Genomic DNA, 17,292 nt, shown 5'->3' with positions numbered 1-17,292 from the left:
CGCCTTAGCGCTCGATCGTGCCGGTGCGGCGGATTTTCTTCTGAAGCAGCAGGACGCCATAGAGTAGCGCCTCTGCCGTGGGGGGACAGCCCGGCACATATATGTCGACAGGCACGACCCGGTCACAACCCCGAACCACGGAGTAGGAATAGTGATAGTAACCGCCGCCATTGGCACAGGAACCCATGGATATCACATAGCGCGGCTCCGGCATCTGGTCATAGACCTTGCGCAAGGCGGGCGCCATCTTGTTGGTCAGGGTTCCCGCGACAATCATCACGTCCGACTGGCGCGGAGATGCACGCGGTGCGACGCCGAAACGCTCCATGTCGTAACGCGGGCCAGAGGCCTGCATCAGACCTTCGACGGCGCAACAAGCCAGACCGAACTGCATCCACATCAAAGATCCGGTGCGCGCCCAGGTAATCAAAGCCTGAGTGGAAGTGACGAGAAACCCTTTATCGGCCAGCTCATCATTGATCTCGCCGAAAAACGTGCTGTCATTGCCAACCGGCTTGCCGGTGGCAGGGTCCAGAATACCCTTCGGCTGCGGTGCAACCAAGGTCTGGTGATCGCTTTGGCTCACTCCCATTCCAGGGCTCCCTTCTTCCATTCATAGATAAATCCGATGGTCAACACGCCGAGAAACACCATCATAGACCAGAAACCAAACCAGCCGATCGCACCGAAGGAAACCGCCCACGGAAACAGGAAGGCAACTTCGAGATCGAAGATGATAAAAAGAATCGACACGAGGTAAAATCGAATATCGAATTTGACGCGGGCATCATCAAAAGCATTGAAGCCGCATTCATAGGCAGAAAGCTTTTCCGAGTCTGGCGCCTTGAATGCCACGGCAAACGGCGTCACCAGAAGGGCTATGCCGATAACCATCGCAATTCCGACGAAAACCATGATCGGAAGGTAGGAACTGAGGAGTTCAGTCATCGTATCCATCCTTGCTTGTCAAAACGCCGGGCGACGTTCACGGCGGTGCGCCGACAAGCCAAAAAGACTGTTGCAACGAGCTGTTGGTTAGCGCAGCCAGCGCCCGTGCGCAAGTGCGCTTACCGCATTTCGCACATGCACACAAAGACTTTAACACCAAGATTGAAGGCTGGTATATAGTACGTTGCAGTTCAAAAGATACAACGGACTAAGGAGGTGGAAAAATGGCGCGAGTGACGGGGCTCGAACCCGCGACCTCCGGCGTGACAGGCCGGCACTCTAACCGACTGAGCTACACCCGCGCATTGATGATGCCTTGTCATAGGCATCTGAATGGAAAGCCATTCACTTTTAGTACCAGGATGGCGCGAGTGACGGGGCTCGAACCCGCGACCTCCGGCGTGACAGGCCGGCACTCTAACCAACTGAGCTACACCCGCAATTTCCTGGTGGGAAGCTTGCTTCCCCGCTTACCGACCGTCATGTGCCGTTCGATGAGCGGCTAACTAAGTGGTTCCTTGGTGGGTGTCAAGCAGCATTGAAAACAAAAACGTGACAGAATGATTTTTCGCTGTTGATGGACAGAAAACACCGGCGATTGTGCACAGGCACAGGGATCGAAACAGGCCGCGAGAACAAACCGACCAAACGACGCCGACCGTATTGACTGCCAGGTGCGGCCCTTCGGCCATCCTGCGCATGTCACACGATCCCCACCGCCAATCCAGACCGGGTGCCACAAGAGAAAACCGCGCCCTGTTGAGAACGAGGCCATAGCGCACGCCCTATAGCAGAATACCGAAGGCGGCCTCCCCTTTTCGAAAGGAAGCGACAAGCCCGGAACTGCAGGGTTTTTGATCCAGCCGTCATCTTGCCGTCGTAAAAAAATCAAAAAAAGCAAAAAACCCTCTTGCGGTTTTTTCAACGACCGAATAGATCACAGCCACCGACGCGGCGGGCACGACCCGATGACGCGAAGGGCGATTAGCTCAGTTGGTAGAGCGCCTCGTTTACACCGAGGATGTCGGGAGTTCGAGTCTCTCATCGCCCACCATTTTTCCTTTTATAGTCCAGAATTGAACAGTGTATGCCATCAGCGCGGAGCTGTGTTTCGTTCTAGGCTGTAGTGACAATTTAATCAATTGATCCATAGCATTATGCTGGCGAGCTTAATGAACCCGAGAAAGTTGGCGGCGAGTTTGTCATATCGCGTGGCGATACGCCGCCACTGCTTGAGCTTGGCAAAGAAGCTCTCAATACCCCATCTCTGCCTGTAAGCGATGCGATCATAGGCATGCTGGTACTTGCGATGCCGTCGCGGCGGAATGACCGGTTCACCGCCTTGTTCGAGAATGACATCGTGCAGATGATCGGCATCATAGGCACGGTCTGCAAGCACCTTTTGAGCTGGCAGTCCCCGAACGAGGTCGCAGGCTGGAGCCATGTCATTTTGCTGTCCGGGCCCGAGTTGAAAACGAACCGGCAACCCTAGCGCATCAACGACCGCATGGATTTTGCAGCCAAATCCACCTCTGGAGCGACCGAGAGCCTGGGCTTGCGGTCCCCCCTTTTTCGGCGTCCGCCAGCGGCTTGCGCCTGAGCCCGGATCACAGTGGCGTCGATGGACAGCCACTCCAAATCCGGGTCCGCAGCGACGGCCTCGAAAATCTCGTCGAAAATGCCCTGCTCGATCCAACGATAGTAACGCCGTTTGACTGCCTGATAAGAGCCGAAGCGGTCTTCCGGCAGATCTCGCCAGCGGGCTCCAGACCGGGCAAGCCATAAAATCGCATCAAAGAACCGCCGACCGTCGCTGCGTGGGCCGCGTTTACCTTTACGACCGCCGGGAACAAACGGTTTCAAACGCTCCCACTGGTCATCTCGGAGAACCTCACCATCCATCGCTAAACCTCCAAAAGTTAGCGTTGAATCTGATTTGCGACGGAAAGGGAATCCCAGTCGTTAATTTGTCACTACAGCCTAGTGATCGCTTCCCCAATTGGCAAAAAAAGACCCGCCAGTGGTTCTGCGGGTCTTTCATACCTAAGAATTATTGATCGTTCGGAAGTTTATTTCCGTTTGTAAGCGCCAAGCCCAGGGCGATAGGTCTTGTCATCCAGGAATTGCTTCAGGCCCTCGTCACGGCCCCGGGTCTTGTCCAGCAGCAGCATTTGCTCCAGCTTCGCATAGATATAGTCGTCGGCCAGTTCCCAGGGCATGTTGCGGACGCGCTTGAACGTGTCCTTGGCGGCTTTCATTGTCACAGGATTTTTTTCGAGCAGACTGGCGCAGAGTTTGCGGACGCGGGTTTCCAACTCTTCCAGTGGCACCGATTCGTTGACCAGGCCCATATCCCGGGCCTTCTCACCACCGAAGGGCTCGCCGGTCATGATGTAATACAGCGAATCACGGTGATTCATCACTTCAGCGACAGCGCGAGTCACATTGCCACCCGGCAGGATGCCCCAGTTGATTTCCGAGAGTCCAAAAGTGGCTTCATTGGCGGCAATCGCCAGATCGCAGGCCACCAGCGGATTGAAGGCACCGCCGAAGCACCAGCCATTGACCATAGCGATGGTCGGCTTTTCAAAATAAGTCAGGCGCTGCCACCACCCGCCCGACTGGCGGCGGCTTTTCAGTGTTGCGTGGCGAGGCTTGTCGTCATTGTCGCGGAAATATTGCTGAAGATCCATGCCGGCAGACCATGAGGTTCCTGCCCCGCGCAACACCAGCACACCGCAACGGTCGTCAGCTTCCAGCTCATCAAGGATTTCCGCCATGCGGATATTCAGCGCCGGGTTCATCGCATTGCGTTTTTCAGGCCGGTTGAAGGTCACGAAGGCGATTCGGTCTTCAATGTCGACCAGTACGGTGTCTGCGTCGGATTTTTCTGCAACTGTCATAGTATGTCTCCTTATGCGCCGGGCTGTCCGGACGCCGATGTCGAGCTGGATGAAAGGTGAGTGTAGGCTTCGCGCAAAATGTGCTTCTGCACCTTGCCGGAAGCGGAGCGAGGAATGGTATCCACAAACACAACGTGCTTGGGCCGTTTGAAGCTGGCAAGCCGATCCGCGCAATGGCGTAGGATGTCGTGATCACGTAAGCTACCGTCGCCAGCGACGACCAGCGCCAGGCCAACTTCGCCCCATTCGGCATGGGCAAGACCCATGACCGCAACATCGGCAACGCCGGGATGGGCGGCAATCGCCGCCTCGACCTCAGCCGGGTAAACATTTTCGCCCCCGCTGATATACATGTCCTTCAGGCGGTCTGCGAGATAGACGACGCCGTCCTGGACCCGCGCCATATCGCCGCTGCGAAACCAGCCATCGGTGAAGGCTGCCTCGGTCAGGTCCGGACGGTTCCAATAGCCCTCGGTGACGCTCGGTCCTCGTAGCCAGATTTCACCGACCCCGCCATTGGTGACATCGGCGCCATCGAAATCAACAACCCGGGTTTCAAGCAGTGGGGCGGCAAAACCGATACTGCCTGGATGACGGGCGATGAGTTGCCGGTCGAGCGGCATATGATAGGCCGTGCCGGTTTCGCTCATCCCGTAGCCATTGACCAGCGCAATGCCGTCATCGAGAAAACGCTCGATCAGCACCGGTGGCAAAGGCGCACCACCCAGAAAGATCGCCTTCAAACCCTGCAATGCAGCCGGGTTCCAATTCGGCGAGCTCCGCAACGTACTGGCCATTTGCGGCACACCACAATAATGGCTCACGCCGATTTGGGCATCCGCCATGGTGGCAATCGTTCGTTCGGCGATGAAGCGATCAGAAATGACCAGCCGGGCGCCCATCACCATTGCGGTGCGCGCCAGAGCCACCAAACCGATCGTGTGGAAAAACGGCAAGTCGCAAAGCACGACCGACTCCGGCGTCACCTCACCGACGAAAGCAAAATTCAAGGCGGAGAAAAACAGATTGCGGGCATTGAGCAGTACGCCCTTTGGCACGCCTGTCGTCCCGGATGTGTAGAGAATCACGCAAGTACGGTCGGCAGATGAAGAACGGGGTGTGATTGGCTCCAATGCCGAGGCCTTGTCCAGAAAGCCTCCCTTGCCGGTCACAACAAGGCTTTCGACTTCGAAACTGATACCGGTTTCGGCAAATTCCGCATCGTAAAGCAAAAGCGCCGGTTCGCAGTCAGCAAGAATCAACGAAATTTCCCGGGCGCTCAAGCGCCAGTTCAAGGGCACGAAGATCGCACCGATACGCTGGCAGGCAAAACAAACCGCAAATTGGGCAGTGGAATTGCGTCCGAGATAGGCAATACGGGCTGGGCTGTCCTGCCCCGTCCCTGCGCTCGCAATCACATCATCAAGATGAGCGGCGCATCGCCCGATCAGCGTATCGAACTCGGAAAATGTCAGTGTTTGCCCGGTCGCAAGCTCCATGACGGCTGGCCGATCAGGACCGTTATTGGCGCGGAATCGAACCGGATCCTCGGCAACCATGCCGGCAAAAGCAGACGTATCGCGCAAACCTGCGCCACCATAGTGCGACATATATCCTCCCTGGCCCGTTCTCCCGACGGCCATTTAGTATGTAGTACATATTATATTGTCTTTCTGGCAGCACAAGCGAAATCTGCGCGATGCATAGGTCAAATATGGCGCTTTGCCTTTTGGGCTTATGGGTTTATCACCGGAGTGAGCCGTATCTTATCAGGCTGGAGATGCTACGCATCCTCAACCTGAAGGCATTATCGAACATGGATTGAGCGCATGGACGGACCGGAACAGGCGACTGACGATTTCGAAACCCCGGAATTTTCCGGAACTGTGGCCTTCGGCGACCTGGAAAAAGTCCTTGGCTTTCATTTGCGATTGGCCAATGTCGCGGTGTTTCAGGATTTTCAGGCGACCATGTCGGGGCTGGCCTTAACCCCGAAGCAATTTGCCGTACTGGAATTGATCGACAACAATGCCGGGGCCAGCCAGATCGATCTTGCCCAAAGCCTGAGAATGGACAAGGCGACCATGATGGCGCTGATCAACAAGCTCGAAGGTCGGGGCGCCGTCGAGCGCCGGCCTTCCCAGGTGGATCGCCGACGCCAGGAACTCTTCGTGACCGAGGAAGGCCAGCGTGTTCTGGCTGCGGCAAAAGAGCTTCGCCATGGCCATGAAGCCCGTTTTACCGAGCGGTTTTCGAAAGACGAGCTTGCCCAGCTGCTGTCTTTCCTGCGGCGCATCTATCAGGACGGTCGCGCCCTGCCCAAGCCATCCACGACACCACAGACCTGATCATCATGGGTTTGCTATATCCCTCTGGCGCTGCTCGATTTTCTGTCGAGTGGCTTGCTGGTGCGTGCTGTCGATGGAAAACCGCCACATAAGAGCGATGGCGAGCAGCTTGAACAGGATCGGCAAGAAAGCATAAAGCGCCGACAAGGCGTAAAGCGCCTGCCCGCTTTGAGCGCCGCCTTCCGGCTGGAAGCCTGCTAAAGCCAGCAATGGAAAGACAATACCGGAAGAAAGCGCCAAGGCCAGCTTGGTGACGAAACTCCAGGCGGCGAAATAGAGCCCGGACCGTTGTTCGCCTGACGCCAATGTGTCCTGATCGATTACGTCGGCCTGGATGGCGGGCGGCAGCGCCAGATCGAAGCCGAGCAAGACGCCGGTCACCACGCAGATGCCGAGAAACAGCCAGGCATCCCCCGGCCCCAGCAGGCCACCCAAGGCAAATATCGCGCAGCTGAGCAGCATGGCCCAGCACCAGGCCCGGTGCTTGCCCAGCCGCCGCGCCACGAAAACCGCAAGCGGCACGCCAGCGACCGCCGAAAGAAAATAAGCAAACAGCAAAGGCCCCTGAAGTTCAGGCGCCTCCAGCCGCGCCGCGACGAAATAGAGAAACAGCGAAGCGGGAATGGCATTGGCCAGAGAATTCATCAGGAAAGCCATGGCCAGCCGCAGAAAGGCGCTATTGGCCAGCAGGAAGCCCAGACCCTTCTGCAGGGAAAGCCGGGTCTTCGAAAAATCCACCGGTTCCGCCACGCGCCATACCGCAATGGCACCAAAAATTGGCAATAGCACCGCCACCATAACAGCAATCGCATTCAGGTCCGGCTGGGCGCCTGCCGTGGATGCCTGCCCCAGGAAAGGCAGCGAGATGGCGAGAAGCGTGCCGAGCAGCGTCGTACCCTCACGCCAGGCTGAAAGCCTGACCCGCCCGTCGTAGGAGGTCTCCAGCTCGGCCCCCCAAGCGGTATAGGGCAGGCTTGTCCAGGTACTGCCAATCGACAAAAGACAGCCCCAAACCACCAGATGCGCAAGCCCTGCCCCTTCCGGCGGGCTGAACAGCATGTAAGCGGAGAGCGCCGTCAGCGGCAGCGACAATAGAAAGAACAGGCGGCGGCGGCCATACCGACCGGGAATGCGGTCCGCAAGCCAACCCATCAGCGGATCGGTGATCGCATCCAGACAGCGAATGGCCAGCAAAGCGGCCCCAATGGCCGACAGAGCAATACCGAACCGCCCGGCATAGACGGACGGCACGATGATATAGAGCGGCAGAGCAATGGCTGCCAAAGGCAGGGCCGGAAGCGCATAAAATAGCAAAGTCAGGTTCGACAGCGGCTTCATGAGGTGTGCGACACTCTCGAACGGGCCATCTCCAATTTTCGGAACGATGCCCTGCGGTTACGGCAGCGCTCGGAACAGAAGCGAACCTCCTCCCAGCAGCGCGCCCACTTTTTACGCCACGCGAAAGGCCTCTGACAGGCCACGCAGAGCTTGGTCGGGAGATTGGCTTTCTTCGTGACCACGGGCGCCTCTCTGATGGACCATTGGCAACTCGTTTGCGGCAGCCAATTTGTATTGAACTCAATGCTATTTCGAAGCAGCGACCATCTTGGATCAGTGAAACGGCAACGAGATGCCTCCTTCCTGCAAAAAGACAAAAAACCCGGCTTGAGAGCCGGGTTTTCGATAGAACTGGCAGGTTTGCCGCTAGAGTCTGTCAGGTTCAGATTGAACCAGACAGACTCTAGCTACTCTTGTTTTCGTTTGTCTTTTCGGGAAAACCGGTTTCCACTTTTCCCTGACAAACTCTAGCAGGATCAGCTGTTAACAGCGTCCTTCAGGCCCTTGCCGGCCGTGAACTTCGGAACGTTACGGGCAGGAATATCGACTTCCGCGCCGGTCGAAGGATTGCGGCCCTTCGAGGCTTCGCGATGGGAAACCGTGAAGGCGCCAAAACCGGCGAGGCGAATGTCGCCACCATTCTTCAATTCCGCCTGGACGGTGTCGAAGACGGCGTCCACGGCGGAAGCTGCGTCGGCCTTGCTGAGACCGGCCTTATCGGCAACTGCGTTTACGAGTTCGGACTTGTTCATGTTTCCACCCTTTCTGTATGACATGAATATCAAAGCGGCGAAGATGCTAACGCATCCCCGCATCGAGGAACCGCGACCACCGCAAAGCGCCAGGCGCCCGAGAGGATCACAAAGGAATACCGACCGCCATTTTCGATGGCCTCCGGCATGACTCAAAAATTCCAAGTCGGGCGGACAATACTCATGCCCATGCCCGTCGCAAGCCAAAAGCACCGCAATCGCCTGAAAAACAAGGCTTCTGGTGATGTTTGCACAAAAAAGGCTGGCCCGAAGGCCAGCCTTTTCGAAGTTTTTCCGCCAATTGGGCAGGATCGTGGCAAAGACGGCTCAGTGCGCCACGGTTGCGCCTGAATCATCGACACCTTCGACCGTGCCGACAGCAGGCGTTTCCACCGTGCCATCCCACTCGATCGGCTCTGGTATGCGCACCAGCGCATGGGCAATCACTTCACCCATCCGGGCGACCGGGACGATCTCAAGATTGTTCTTCACATTGTCTGGAATATCCGCCAGGTCCTTGGCGTTTTCTTCCGGGATCAGAACCTTCTTGATGCCGCCGCGAAGTGCTGCCAGCAGCTTTTCCTTCAACCCGCCAATTGGCAAGACGCGACCGCGCAGGGTGATTTCACCCGTCATCGCCACATCCTTGTTGACCGGAATGCCCGTCATGATCGAGACGATGGCGGTTGCCATTGCCACGCCAGCCGACGGACCGTCCTTAGGCGTCGCACCTTCCGGCACGTGGACGTGAATGTCCGACTTATCAAAGCGCGGTGGTTCGATGCCGAAATCGACGGCGCGCGAGCGGACATAGGATGCCGCCGCCGAAATCGATTCCTTCATCACTTCCTTCAGATTGCCAGTTACCGTCATGCGGCCCTTGCCCGGCATCATCACGCCTTCAATGGTCAGCAATTCGCCGCCTACTTCCGTCCAGGCAAGACCGGTGACGATACCGACCTGATCCTCGCCCTCGGCCTCACCATGACGATAACGCGGAACGCCGAGATAATCGTTGATGCTAGCCGCCGTAACCGCAACAGAGGTCGACTTACCCTTGATGATTTCAGTCACGGCCTTGCGGGCGACCTTCATCAATTCACGCTCGAGACTGCGCACACCGGCCTCGCGGGTATATTGCTGGATGATCGAGACGATCGCATCATCCGCCAGCGAGAACTCTTCCGGACGCAGCGCATGCTCCTTGATCGCCTTGGGCAGAAGATGCCGCTTGGCGATCTGGAGCTTTTCATCCTCGGTGTAACCGGCGATCCGGATGATTTCCATGCGGTCCATCAGCGGGCCGGGAATATTCAGCGTATTGGCGGTCGTAATGAACATCACGTTGGACAGATCGTATTCGACCTCCAGGTAATGGTCCATGAAGGTTGCGTTCTGTTCCGGATCCAGCACCTCGAGCAGAGCCGAAGACGGATCGCCACGGAAATCCTGGCCCATCTTGTCGATTTCGTCGAGCAGGAACAGCGGGTTGGACCGTTTGGCCTTCTTCATCGACTGCACGACCTTGCCGGGCATGGAGCCAATATAGGTCCGGCGGTGACCGCGGATCTCGGCCTCATCACGCACGCCGCCCAGCGCCATACGGACATATTCGCGTCCTGTAGCCTTGGCAATCGAGCGGGCGAGCGACGTCTTGCCAACGCCCGGAGGACCGACGAGGCACAGGATTGGCCCCTTGAGCTTGGTGGCACGCGCCTGCACAGCCAGATATTCGACGATCCGTTCCTTGACCTTGTCGAGACCGAAATGATCCTCGTCGAGGATTTTTTCAGCCGCGTTGAGGTCGATCCGCACCTTGGACTTCTTGTTCCAGGGCAGACCGAGCAGCCAGTCGAGGTAGTTACGCACGACAGTGGCTTCCGCCGACATCGGGCTCATATGCTTGAGCTTTTTCAGCTCCGCATCGGCCTTGTCCTTGGCTTCTTTGGACAGTTTGGTCTTGGCAATGCGCTCTTCCAGTTCGGCCATCTCGTCGCGGCCTTCCTCGCCGTCGCCGAGTTCCTTCTGGATCGCCTTCATCTGCTCGTTCAGGTAATATTCGCGCTGGGTCTTTTCCATCTGGCGCTTGACGCGCGAGCGAATACGCTTCTCCACTTGGAGAACGGAAATTTCGCCCTCCATGAAGCCAAGCGCCTTTTCAAGCCGTGTCTTGATACTCACCGTTTCCAGCATTTCCTGCTTTTCGGTGATCTTGATCGACAGATGCGAGGCAACCGTGTCGGCCAGTTTCGAATAGTCTTCGATCTGGCTGGCAGCCCCCACCACTTCCGGCGAGATCTTCTTGTTCAGCTTGACGTAATTTTCAAACTCCGACACCACAGACCGGCTCAAAGCCTCGACTTCAACCGGATCTTCGGCGGGTTCAGGCAACAGATCGGCATGGGCCTCGTAGAAGTCCTCACGTCCGGTATAGCCAGAGATCCGGGCGCGCGCCTTGCCTTCGATCAGCACTTTGACGGTGCCGTCAGGCAATTTCAAAAGCTGCAAGACATTGGCGACCGTGCCGACCTCATAGATGGCATCGGCCGATGGATCGTCATCGCTTGCATTGATCTGGGTGGCCAGCATGATCTGCTTGTCGGAGCCCATGACTTCTTCGAGGGCACGAATAGACTTCTCGCGCCCTACAAAGAGCGGCACGATCATGTGCGGGAACACCACGATGTCACGCAGCGGCAATACCGGATAGGTATTGGTTTCGCCGGTGACAGAGGTCACTTTAGTCATTCCAGTTCCTTTCATCGTCCCGTTGCCGGGACCCAAATCCGCGCTCAAAAGCCGCGGGGGACATGGTCCTGTCTCACCGGTTAAAGTGGAGACCCAAGATCTAAAATTCAAGCCTTTCAGCGCTCAGCCACCACCGTGGCGTAACAGCTTGGGGCCTGTTGCATGATATTCCGGCTCAGACCTATCCGGGTCGAGCCCATCGTGCGGAAACACAATACAAACGGTTGATTGACGCGACAGCAAGCAACAACAAAACGCACCGGCACTGCCCAACCACTGCGACCGAAGCCGCCCTACCCTGATGCGCGCGCCAGGCATTCCAGCATCCGAAGAGATCAAACACTCGCCTGGGGCAAACCTGCCTTCGACCGAATCTGTCACATCGCGCGAAGCACCTTGTGATAGTCATAAACTATTCAAAAACGCCCTGCAAACGACTTAGAGTTTGGCAGGGAAAAGTGGGACCCGGTTTTCCCGAAAAGACAACCGACAAGAAACATAGATCCAAGCACCGATACGGCCCCACCCCGTAGAAACGCCAAAGCCCGCACATGGCGGGCTTCAAAGCTGTTCAGAGATTTGCGGAGGGTCACGCCGAAGCGTTGGCCTTTTCTTCCTGGCGATCCGCATAGATGTAGAGCGGACGGGCGGCACCGCGCACCACTTCATCGGAAATCACCACTTCGCGCACACCTTCAAGCTCAGGCAGTTCGAACATCGTGTCGAGCAGGATCTTTTCCATGATCGAACGCAGGCCACGAGCGCCGGTCTTGCGGGTAATCGCCTTGCGGGCGATTTCGCGCAGCGCGTCCTCGTGGAAGGACAATTCGACGTCCTCCATTTCGAACAGGCGCTGATACTGCTTGACCAGTGCATTCTTTGGCTCGGACAGGATCTGGATCAGCGCGTCCTCGTCCAGGTCTTCCAGCGTCGCCAGAACCGGCAGACGACCGATGAATTCCGGGATCAGGCCGAACTTGACCAGATCTTCCGGCTCCAGTTCGCGCAGCACTTCGCCGACGCGGCGATCTTCCGGCGACACAACCGTCGCGCCGAAGCCGATCGAGGTCTTTTCGCCACGAGCCGAGATGATCTTGTCGAGACCGGCAAAAGCACCGCCGCAGATGAACAGGATATTGGTCGTATCAACCTGCAGGAATTCCTGCTGCGGATGCTTGCGGCCACCCTGAGGAGGAACCGAAGCAACAGTGCCTTCCATGATCTTCAACAGCGCCTGCTGCACGCCTTCGCCAGACACGTCGCGGGTAATCGACGGGTTGTCGGACTTGCGGCTGATCTTGTCGACTTCATCGATATAGACGATACCGCGCTGGGCGCGCTCGACATTGTAATCAGCCGATTGCAGCAGCTTCAGGATGATGTTTTCAACGTCTTCACCGACATAGCCGGCTTCCGTCAGCGTTGTCGCATCCGCCATGGTGAAAGGCACATCGATGATGCGCGCCAGCGTCTGGGCAAGATAGGTCTTGCCGCAACCGGTTGGCCCGACCAGCAGGATGTTCGACTTCGCCAGCTCCACATCGCCGCCCTTGGAGGCATGCGACAGGCGCTTGTAATGATTATGGACAGCGACGGACAGGATCTTCTTGGCCTGTCTCTGGCCGATCACATATTCGTCGAGGATCTTGATGATGTCCTGCGGTGTCGGCACGCCATCGCGCGACTTGACCATCGAACTCTTGTTTTCCTCGCGGATGATATCCATGCAGAGTTCGACGCATTCATCGCAGATGAAAACCGTCGGGCCGGCAATCAGTTTCCGGACCTCGTGCTGGCTCTTGCCGCAGAACGAACAATACAGGGTATTCTTCGAGTCACCGCCGTTGCTTCCGCTGACCTTGCTCATAACTTTTTCCTTCCAGCACGCCGCACCGCCATTTACCGGCTCGCGGTCTAGTCATGTCGCCCGATACCGCACGCCCGACCATCCGGGCGAAATTCGGTTCAGAGGTACTATTCAGCTCTCAAAAGTCACATTCATGAGCTGACGGCAACGAGAACCTCTGAGAATATTCAGGCTATGTCATAAAAGCTCAACATAGCCTTAATAACTATTAGCGCTTTCGGCGGCAGTTTAAACCCCCTGGATGGATCCGGCCTTGCGTTTCCATCGAAAGCCCACCGCCAAAAGACATCAAGAAGGCGTTACCCCTTCGATTTCGGAGCGCGTCGTCAGGATCTTGTCGATCAGACCCCAATCCTTGGCTTCCGTGGATTCCATGAAGTGGTCGCGGTCGAGCGTGTGCTCGACTTCTTCCAGCGTACGGCCGGTGTGCTTGACATACACCTCGTTCAGGCGACGCTTCATCTTGATGATGTCGCGGGCATGACGCTCGATGTCGGAGGCCTGCCCCTGGAAACCGCCGGACGGCTGATGCACCATGATGCGAGCGTTGGGGGTCGCAAAGCGCATGCCCTTTTCGCCGGCCGCCAGAAGCAGCGATCCCATCGAGGCGGCCTGGCCGACGCACAGCGTCGAGACGGCCGGACGGATGAACTGCATCGTATCGTAGATCGCCATGCCGGCAGTCACGACGCCGCCGGGAGAATTGATGTAGATCGCGATTTCCTTCTTCGGATTTTCCGCTTCCAGAAACAGCAGCTGGGCGCAGACAAGCGACGCCATATGATCCTCGACCGGTCCGGTCAGGAAAATGATGCGCTCCTTCAACAGACGCGAGTAGATGTCGTAGGACCGTTCGCCGCGATTGGTCTGCTCCACAACCATAGGCACCAGAGCCATGGCGGTATCAACTGGATTTCTCATGTCCGTCCTTTTCAACCCATTCCCGAAGCCTGTCAGGCCCGATGCCGATCCGGGCTGAGGGAATCAATTCAAATGCTGTCAATCCCTACATAGAGTGTTCGCCCCCAACACTTCAAGACGCGAGCACACGATATCCTTAATCGCTTGCATGGATTGGTTCTCGCATTCTCGCTGTTTTACCCAAAGCGCCCCATGGGCGGTGGCTTGCCCGGCCAAGCCATACACAGAAAATCGACAACATGGTGAATAGGGCGTGATAGGTCCAATCGGAATTTGCAACCAAAAGAAAAAATCGATTATGATCACCGATAGATCATCCCGGCTTTCATTCGGAAGCATAAAACCAGAGAATGACGAGGGCCGACCGCCTTGCTCGACATCAAGACAGCTTTTTTGATGTGGGGGACCCAGGCGATCACGCTGGCGGTCCTGCTGATCACCATATGGCTGCGCGCGCCACAGCATCGCTATTATTGTTACATGGCCATCGGGTTTGCCTGTCACGGCATTGGCGCAATGCTGATCGCGCTTCGCAACGACCTACCGCTGCCGCTGGCAATTTACGGCGGCAACGCCATCGTGCTGTGCGGCTTCTGTTTCTGGATCTGCGCGCTGCGGCTGTTTGACGGGCGCAAACCCGGCTGGTGGATCGCGGCACCGCTGCTGCTCTGGGGCCTCGTCCTGATCCATCCGGTCATACGGGATACCTACGCCTATCGTCTGGCGACCCATCAATTTGCCAGCATGCTTTGCTTCGTGATGCTCGCGGTCACGGCCATGACGTCGCGTATGACGGCACGGAAATATCGTCGGATGCTTGCGGCCTTGTGGACGCTGCAAGCGCTGTCATGTGCGGTGATCGGTTCCGCCAGCCTGATCGGCATGCCGGAAGGCCAACATGAGGTTGCCCTCAGCGACTATATCGGCCTGTTCGTCATTGTCTGCCTGGTCTCGGCCATGGTGCTTCTGGCCCGGATCGTCATGGATCGGAACGAACGGGAACTGAAGCAATTGTCGCGCACCGATCCCCTCACCGGCGTACTGAACCGGCGTGGCCTGATCGAGACCGTAGGTGAACTGAAACACACTGTCGCCAGAGACCGGTTTCTGGCCCTTCTTGTGTTCGATCTCGATTATTTCAAACATATCAATGATACATTCGGCCATCAGGCCGGCGATACGGTCTTGTCCAACTTCGCGCAGATGACAGGTAGCGCACTTGGCAGTGGCGCGATTTTCGCCCGCTCCGGGGGCGAGGAATTCTGCGCCGTCATGCCTGTTGCGGACCTGCGCCAAGCTGCCGGCGTTGCCGAGCGGATCCGCTACATGATTGCCTCGACCCCCATCACCACAGAACAGGGCGTTGTCAGGCTGACCACCAGCATTGGCCTCTCTGCGGCCTCCGTCGAGGCCTTCGACTTCGATACAGCCATGCGTCAGGCCGATCACGGCCTCTATACGGCCAAAGCAGATGGTCGTAACAGAACTGCCGTGGCGCGTGGCGAAAGCGTTTTTTGCCTGACGCCCAACGAGGAACGCGGCACACCGGCGGCAATCGACAATGAGGCAGACCGTCAGGTCGCAGCCCTGCGCCGTCTCAGCCAGCGTTCGACACAGCAACATCTCGAATGAGGAGGCTCTTTCAGCCTCGTCAAGAAAGAATCCGCGAACCGATCATGCCGCATTCCTCGTTTTTTTCCCTCGATCCCCACCAGAGATCGGTCAGTCTCGACACTGGCCATCCCGGTTTTTTCGAAGCCCCGAATGCGGTCTATGCCATGCTACATGCGCAGGCGCCGACATTTTTCTGGCGTGAGCAGCAGCAATGGTTTTTCACCGGTTACGACCTGGTCAATGGTTTGCTGCGCGACAAGCGGTTCGGCCGGCAGATCCTGCAGATCGCCAGCCGCGAAGAACTCGGCTGGCCGGAGCCTGCCGCCCATACGAGAGCCTTCGATGCCGCAGAGGCCTGGTCGCTGCTGGAACTGGAGCCGCCGGAGCATACACGGCTGCGGACGCTGGTTAACCGTGCGTTCGTGTCCCGCCATGTCGAGAAAATGACGCCGGATATTCTCGCGCTCGCCAATACGTTGATCGATGATTTCGAAGCGCAAGGCAAAACGGAATTGCTGTCTTCCTTCGCCGAAATCATTCCGGTGACGATGATTGCCCGGATGATCGGCATTCCCGACGAAATGGGGCCGCAATTGCTGGCGTGGAGCCATGATTATGTCGGCATGTATGTTTTCAACCGCACCCGCGCCCATGAGGATGCCGCCGAGCGCGCTGCCCGGGAGTTTTCCGATTATTTGCGCGGTGTCATTACCGAGCGCCGCAGCGAGCCGCGTGACGACCTGCTCAGCCACATGATCCATACCGAGCATAAGGGCCAGTATCTCACCGATGACGAGTTGATCTCGACGACCGTGGTGCTGCTCAATGCCGGACATGAAGCAACCGTCCACCAGATCGGCAATGCGGTGCGGATCATCCTAGAGAGCGGGCTGGACCCAAAGGGGTTGTTTGGCGATACAGCCGCCACGGAACGCACGGTCGAGGAATGTCTGCGGATCTGCGCGCCGGTGCATATTTTCCAGCGCTACTGCCTGGAGCCCTGCGAGATCGACGGTGTCTCCTTCAGCCAAGGCGATAAGATCGGTCTGATCCTGGCCGCGGCCAATCTCGACCCACGCAAATTTCCAGATCCTCTCACCTTCAAGCCGCAGCGCAATGATGGCGCCAACCTTTCTTTCGGCGCCGGCATTCATTTCTGCATCGGCGCGCCCCTCGCCCGGCTGGAACTGTCATTGGTGCTGCCGTTGCTGTTCCAGCGCCTGCCGGGTCTGGCGTTGGCAGGGACCCCAAAAGTCAAGGACCTCTATCATTTCCACGGGTTGGAAAAGCTCGATCTCGTCTGGTAGCGGCAGCCGCCTCAAAACCGAACGACGTAATCCTTCATTGTGGTTTCCACCACTTCCCATAGGCCCGTGAAGCCGGGACGAAGAATCATCCTGTCACCCTTGCGCAGATGCATCGGCTCCCCGCCGTCTTCCGTGACGATGGAATAGCCTTCCAAAACGGAAAAATATTCCCATTCGTCATAGACGATTCGCCACGTGCCGGGCGTGGATTGCCAGACCCCGGCATAGAGCCCTTGACCGGGCTCATCGATACTCCAGGTCAGGAAGCGCGGATCTCCGACGACCAGCCGGTCCGGCGCGGGAGCGCCCTCTTCCGGCTGAACGGCGGATAAATCGAAATGAAGCGATGTGATCATGATCTCTGTCTCGCACATCCATTAAATGGGGTTCATCAATGCCACCGATTGTCGGCAATGCTGATTTGATTGGAGAATAGACTTGGCTGCGCCAAATGTCTCCACCAAGACAGCGACTTCCGCATCTGTACGGCAGCAAGCTGCATGATTTTCTTTTTCAGCCGTAGACCGTTTAAAGAATCATGCAGCA

At 57.3% G+C, this 17,292-nt stretch carries 15 protein-coding genes and 3 tRNA genes; 4 read left to right on the top strand and 14 right to left on the bottom strand.

The genetic code is table 11. From position 1 onward, the window contains the following. Positions 1–4: 4 nt before the first annotated feature. From FS819_RS05120 to FS819_RS05105, 4 genes are all read right to left on the bottom strand, one after another. A complete protein-coding gene (locus FS819_RS05120; RefSeq protein WP_015915649.1) occupies positions 5–592 on the bottom strand; it encodes a NuoB/complex I 20 kDa subunit family protein in 588 nt (195 codons plus the stop codon). After that, positions 583–948, bottom strand: coding sequence for an NADH-quinone oxidoreductase subunit A (locus FS819_RS05115; protein WP_070167276.1), 366 nt, complete (start codon positions 946–948; stop codon positions 583–585). The genes FS819_RS05120 and FS819_RS05115 overlap by 10 nt, the downstream gene beginning before the upstream one ends. A 225-nt stretch (positions 949–1,173) precedes the next feature. Next, positions 1,174–1,250: transfer RNA gene (locus tag FS819_RS05110), tRNA-Asp, on the bottom strand. Between the two features lie 61 nt (positions 1,251–1,311). Then, a tRNA-Asp gene (locus FS819_RS05105) sits at positions 1,312–1,388 on the bottom strand. 538 nt (positions 1,389–1,926) lie between these two features. Here FS819_RS05105 and FS819_RS05100 point away from each other — a divergent pair. Then, positions 1,927–2,002: transfer RNA gene (locus FS819_RS05100), tRNA-Val, on the top strand. 84 nt (positions 2,003–2,086) lie between these two features. Here the strand turns inward: FS819_RS05100 and FS819_RS05095 are convergent. The 3 genes from FS819_RS05095 to FS819_RS05085 form a co-directional block, all read right to left on the bottom strand. Further along, positions 2,087–2,850, bottom strand: a protein-coding gene (locus FS819_RS05095) for an IS5 family transposase (RefSeq protein WP_498724306.1) whose coding sequence is annotated in 2 segments (ribosomal slippage) — positions 2,087–2,523 and positions 2,523–2,850 — 765 coding nt in all. Because the reading frame shifts where the segments join, the coding sequence is not laid out codon by codon here. 167 nt (positions 2,851–3,017) lie between these two features. After that, positions 3,018–3,851, bottom strand: a complete 834-nt coding sequence (locus FS819_RS05090) for a p-hydroxycinnamoyl CoA hydratase/lyase (RefSeq protein WP_156550739.1) — start codon at positions 3,849–3,851, stop codon at positions 3,018–3,020. A gap of 11 nt (positions 3,852–3,862) precedes the next feature. Next, positions 3,863–5,461: an AMP-binding protein gene (locus FS819_RS05085; RefSeq protein ID WP_156629841.1), complete on the bottom strand. Its 1,599-nt coding sequence runs from the start codon at positions 5,459–5,461 to the stop codon at positions 3,863–3,865. Positions 5,462–5,680: 219 nt separating this feature from the next. Here FS819_RS05085 and FS819_RS05080 point away from each other — a divergent pair, with 219 nt between their 5' ends. After that, positions 5,681–6,199 carry a MarR family winged helix-turn-helix transcriptional regulator gene (locus FS819_RS05080; protein WP_156550741.1) on the top strand — a complete coding sequence of 173 codons (519 nt, stop codon included), beginning with the start codon at positions 5,681–5,683 and terminating at the stop codon, positions 6,197–6,199. Positions 6,200–6,202: 3 nt separating this feature from the next. Here FS819_RS05080 and FS819_RS05075 read toward each other — a convergent pair whose 3' ends face one another. The 6 genes from FS819_RS05075 to clpP all read right to left on the bottom strand — a co-directional run bounded on the left by FS819_RS05075 (position 6,203) and on the right by clpP (position 13,825). Further along, positions 6,203–7,537 (bottom strand): MFS transporter, encoded by a 1,335-nt coding sequence (locus FS819_RS05075; RefSeq protein ID WP_156550742.1) that lies wholly within the window; start codon positions 7,535–7,537, stop codon positions 6,203–6,205. Next, entirely contained in the window at positions 7,534–7,680 is a 147-nt protein-coding gene (locus FS819_RS05070) for a DUF2256 domain-containing protein (RefSeq protein WP_498724484.1), read from the bottom strand. The genes FS819_RS05075 and FS819_RS05070 overlap by 4 nt, the downstream gene beginning before the upstream one ends. 333 nt (positions 7,681–8,013) lie before the next feature. Then, positions 8,014–8,289: a DNA-binding protein HupB gene (gene hupB, locus FS819_RS05065; RefSeq protein WP_015915641.1), complete on the bottom strand. Its 276-nt coding sequence runs from the start codon at positions 8,287–8,289 to the stop codon at positions 8,014–8,016. 327 nt (positions 8,290–8,616) lie between these two features. Continuing rightward, on the bottom strand, positions 8,617–11,037 hold the full coding sequence (gene lon / locus FS819_RS05060) for an endopeptidase La (RefSeq protein WP_041696436.1): 2,421 nt from the start codon (positions 11,035–11,037) through the stop codon (positions 8,617–8,619). Between the two features lie 589 nt (positions 11,038–11,626). Continuing rightward, a complete protein-coding gene (gene clpX, locus FS819_RS05055) occupies positions 11,627–12,904 on the bottom strand; it encodes an ATP-dependent Clp protease ATP-binding subunit ClpX (protein ID WP_015915639.1) in 1,278 nt (425 codons plus the stop codon). Between the two features lie 288 nt (positions 12,905–13,192). Continuing rightward, a complete protein-coding gene (gene clpP, locus FS819_RS05050) occupies positions 13,193–13,825 on the bottom strand; it encodes an ATP-dependent Clp endopeptidase proteolytic subunit ClpP (RefSeq protein ID WP_015915638.1) in 633 nt (210 codons plus the stop codon). Positions 13,826–14,221: 396 nt separating this feature from the next. Here clpP and FS819_RS05045 point away from each other — a divergent pair, with 396 nt between their 5' ends. Both FS819_RS05045 and FS819_RS05040 read left to right on the top strand, forming a co-directional pair. Then, positions 14,222–15,457 carry a diguanylate cyclase gene (locus FS819_RS05045; RefSeq protein ID WP_156550743.1) on the top strand — a complete coding sequence of 412 codons (1,236 nt, stop codon included), beginning with the start codon at positions 14,222–14,224 and terminating at the stop codon, positions 15,455–15,457. 44 nt (positions 15,458–15,501) lie between these two features. Then, positions 15,502–16,746: a cytochrome P450 gene (locus tag FS819_RS05040; protein ID WP_156550744.1), complete on the top strand. Its 1,245-nt coding sequence runs from the start codon at positions 15,502–15,504 to the stop codon at positions 16,744–16,746. Between the two features lie 11 nt (positions 16,747–16,757). Here the strand turns inward: FS819_RS05040 and FS819_RS05035 are convergent, their stop codons facing one another. Then, on the bottom strand, positions 16,758–17,102 hold the full coding sequence (locus FS819_RS05035; protein ID WP_156550745.1) for a cupin domain-containing protein: 345 nt from the start codon (positions 17,100–17,102) through the stop codon (positions 16,758–16,760). Between the last annotated feature and the right edge of the window lie 190 nt (positions 17,103–17,292).

The sequence above is a fragment of the Allorhizobium sp. Av2 genome, from assembly GCF_021462805.2.
GTDB lineage: Bacteria > Pseudomonadota > Alphaproteobacteria > Rhizobiales > Rhizobiaceae > Allorhizobium > Allorhizobium vitis_G.
The sequence above is the reverse complement of the archived record's forward strand: the minus strand, read 5'-3'. Positions and strand labels throughout refer to the sequence as shown.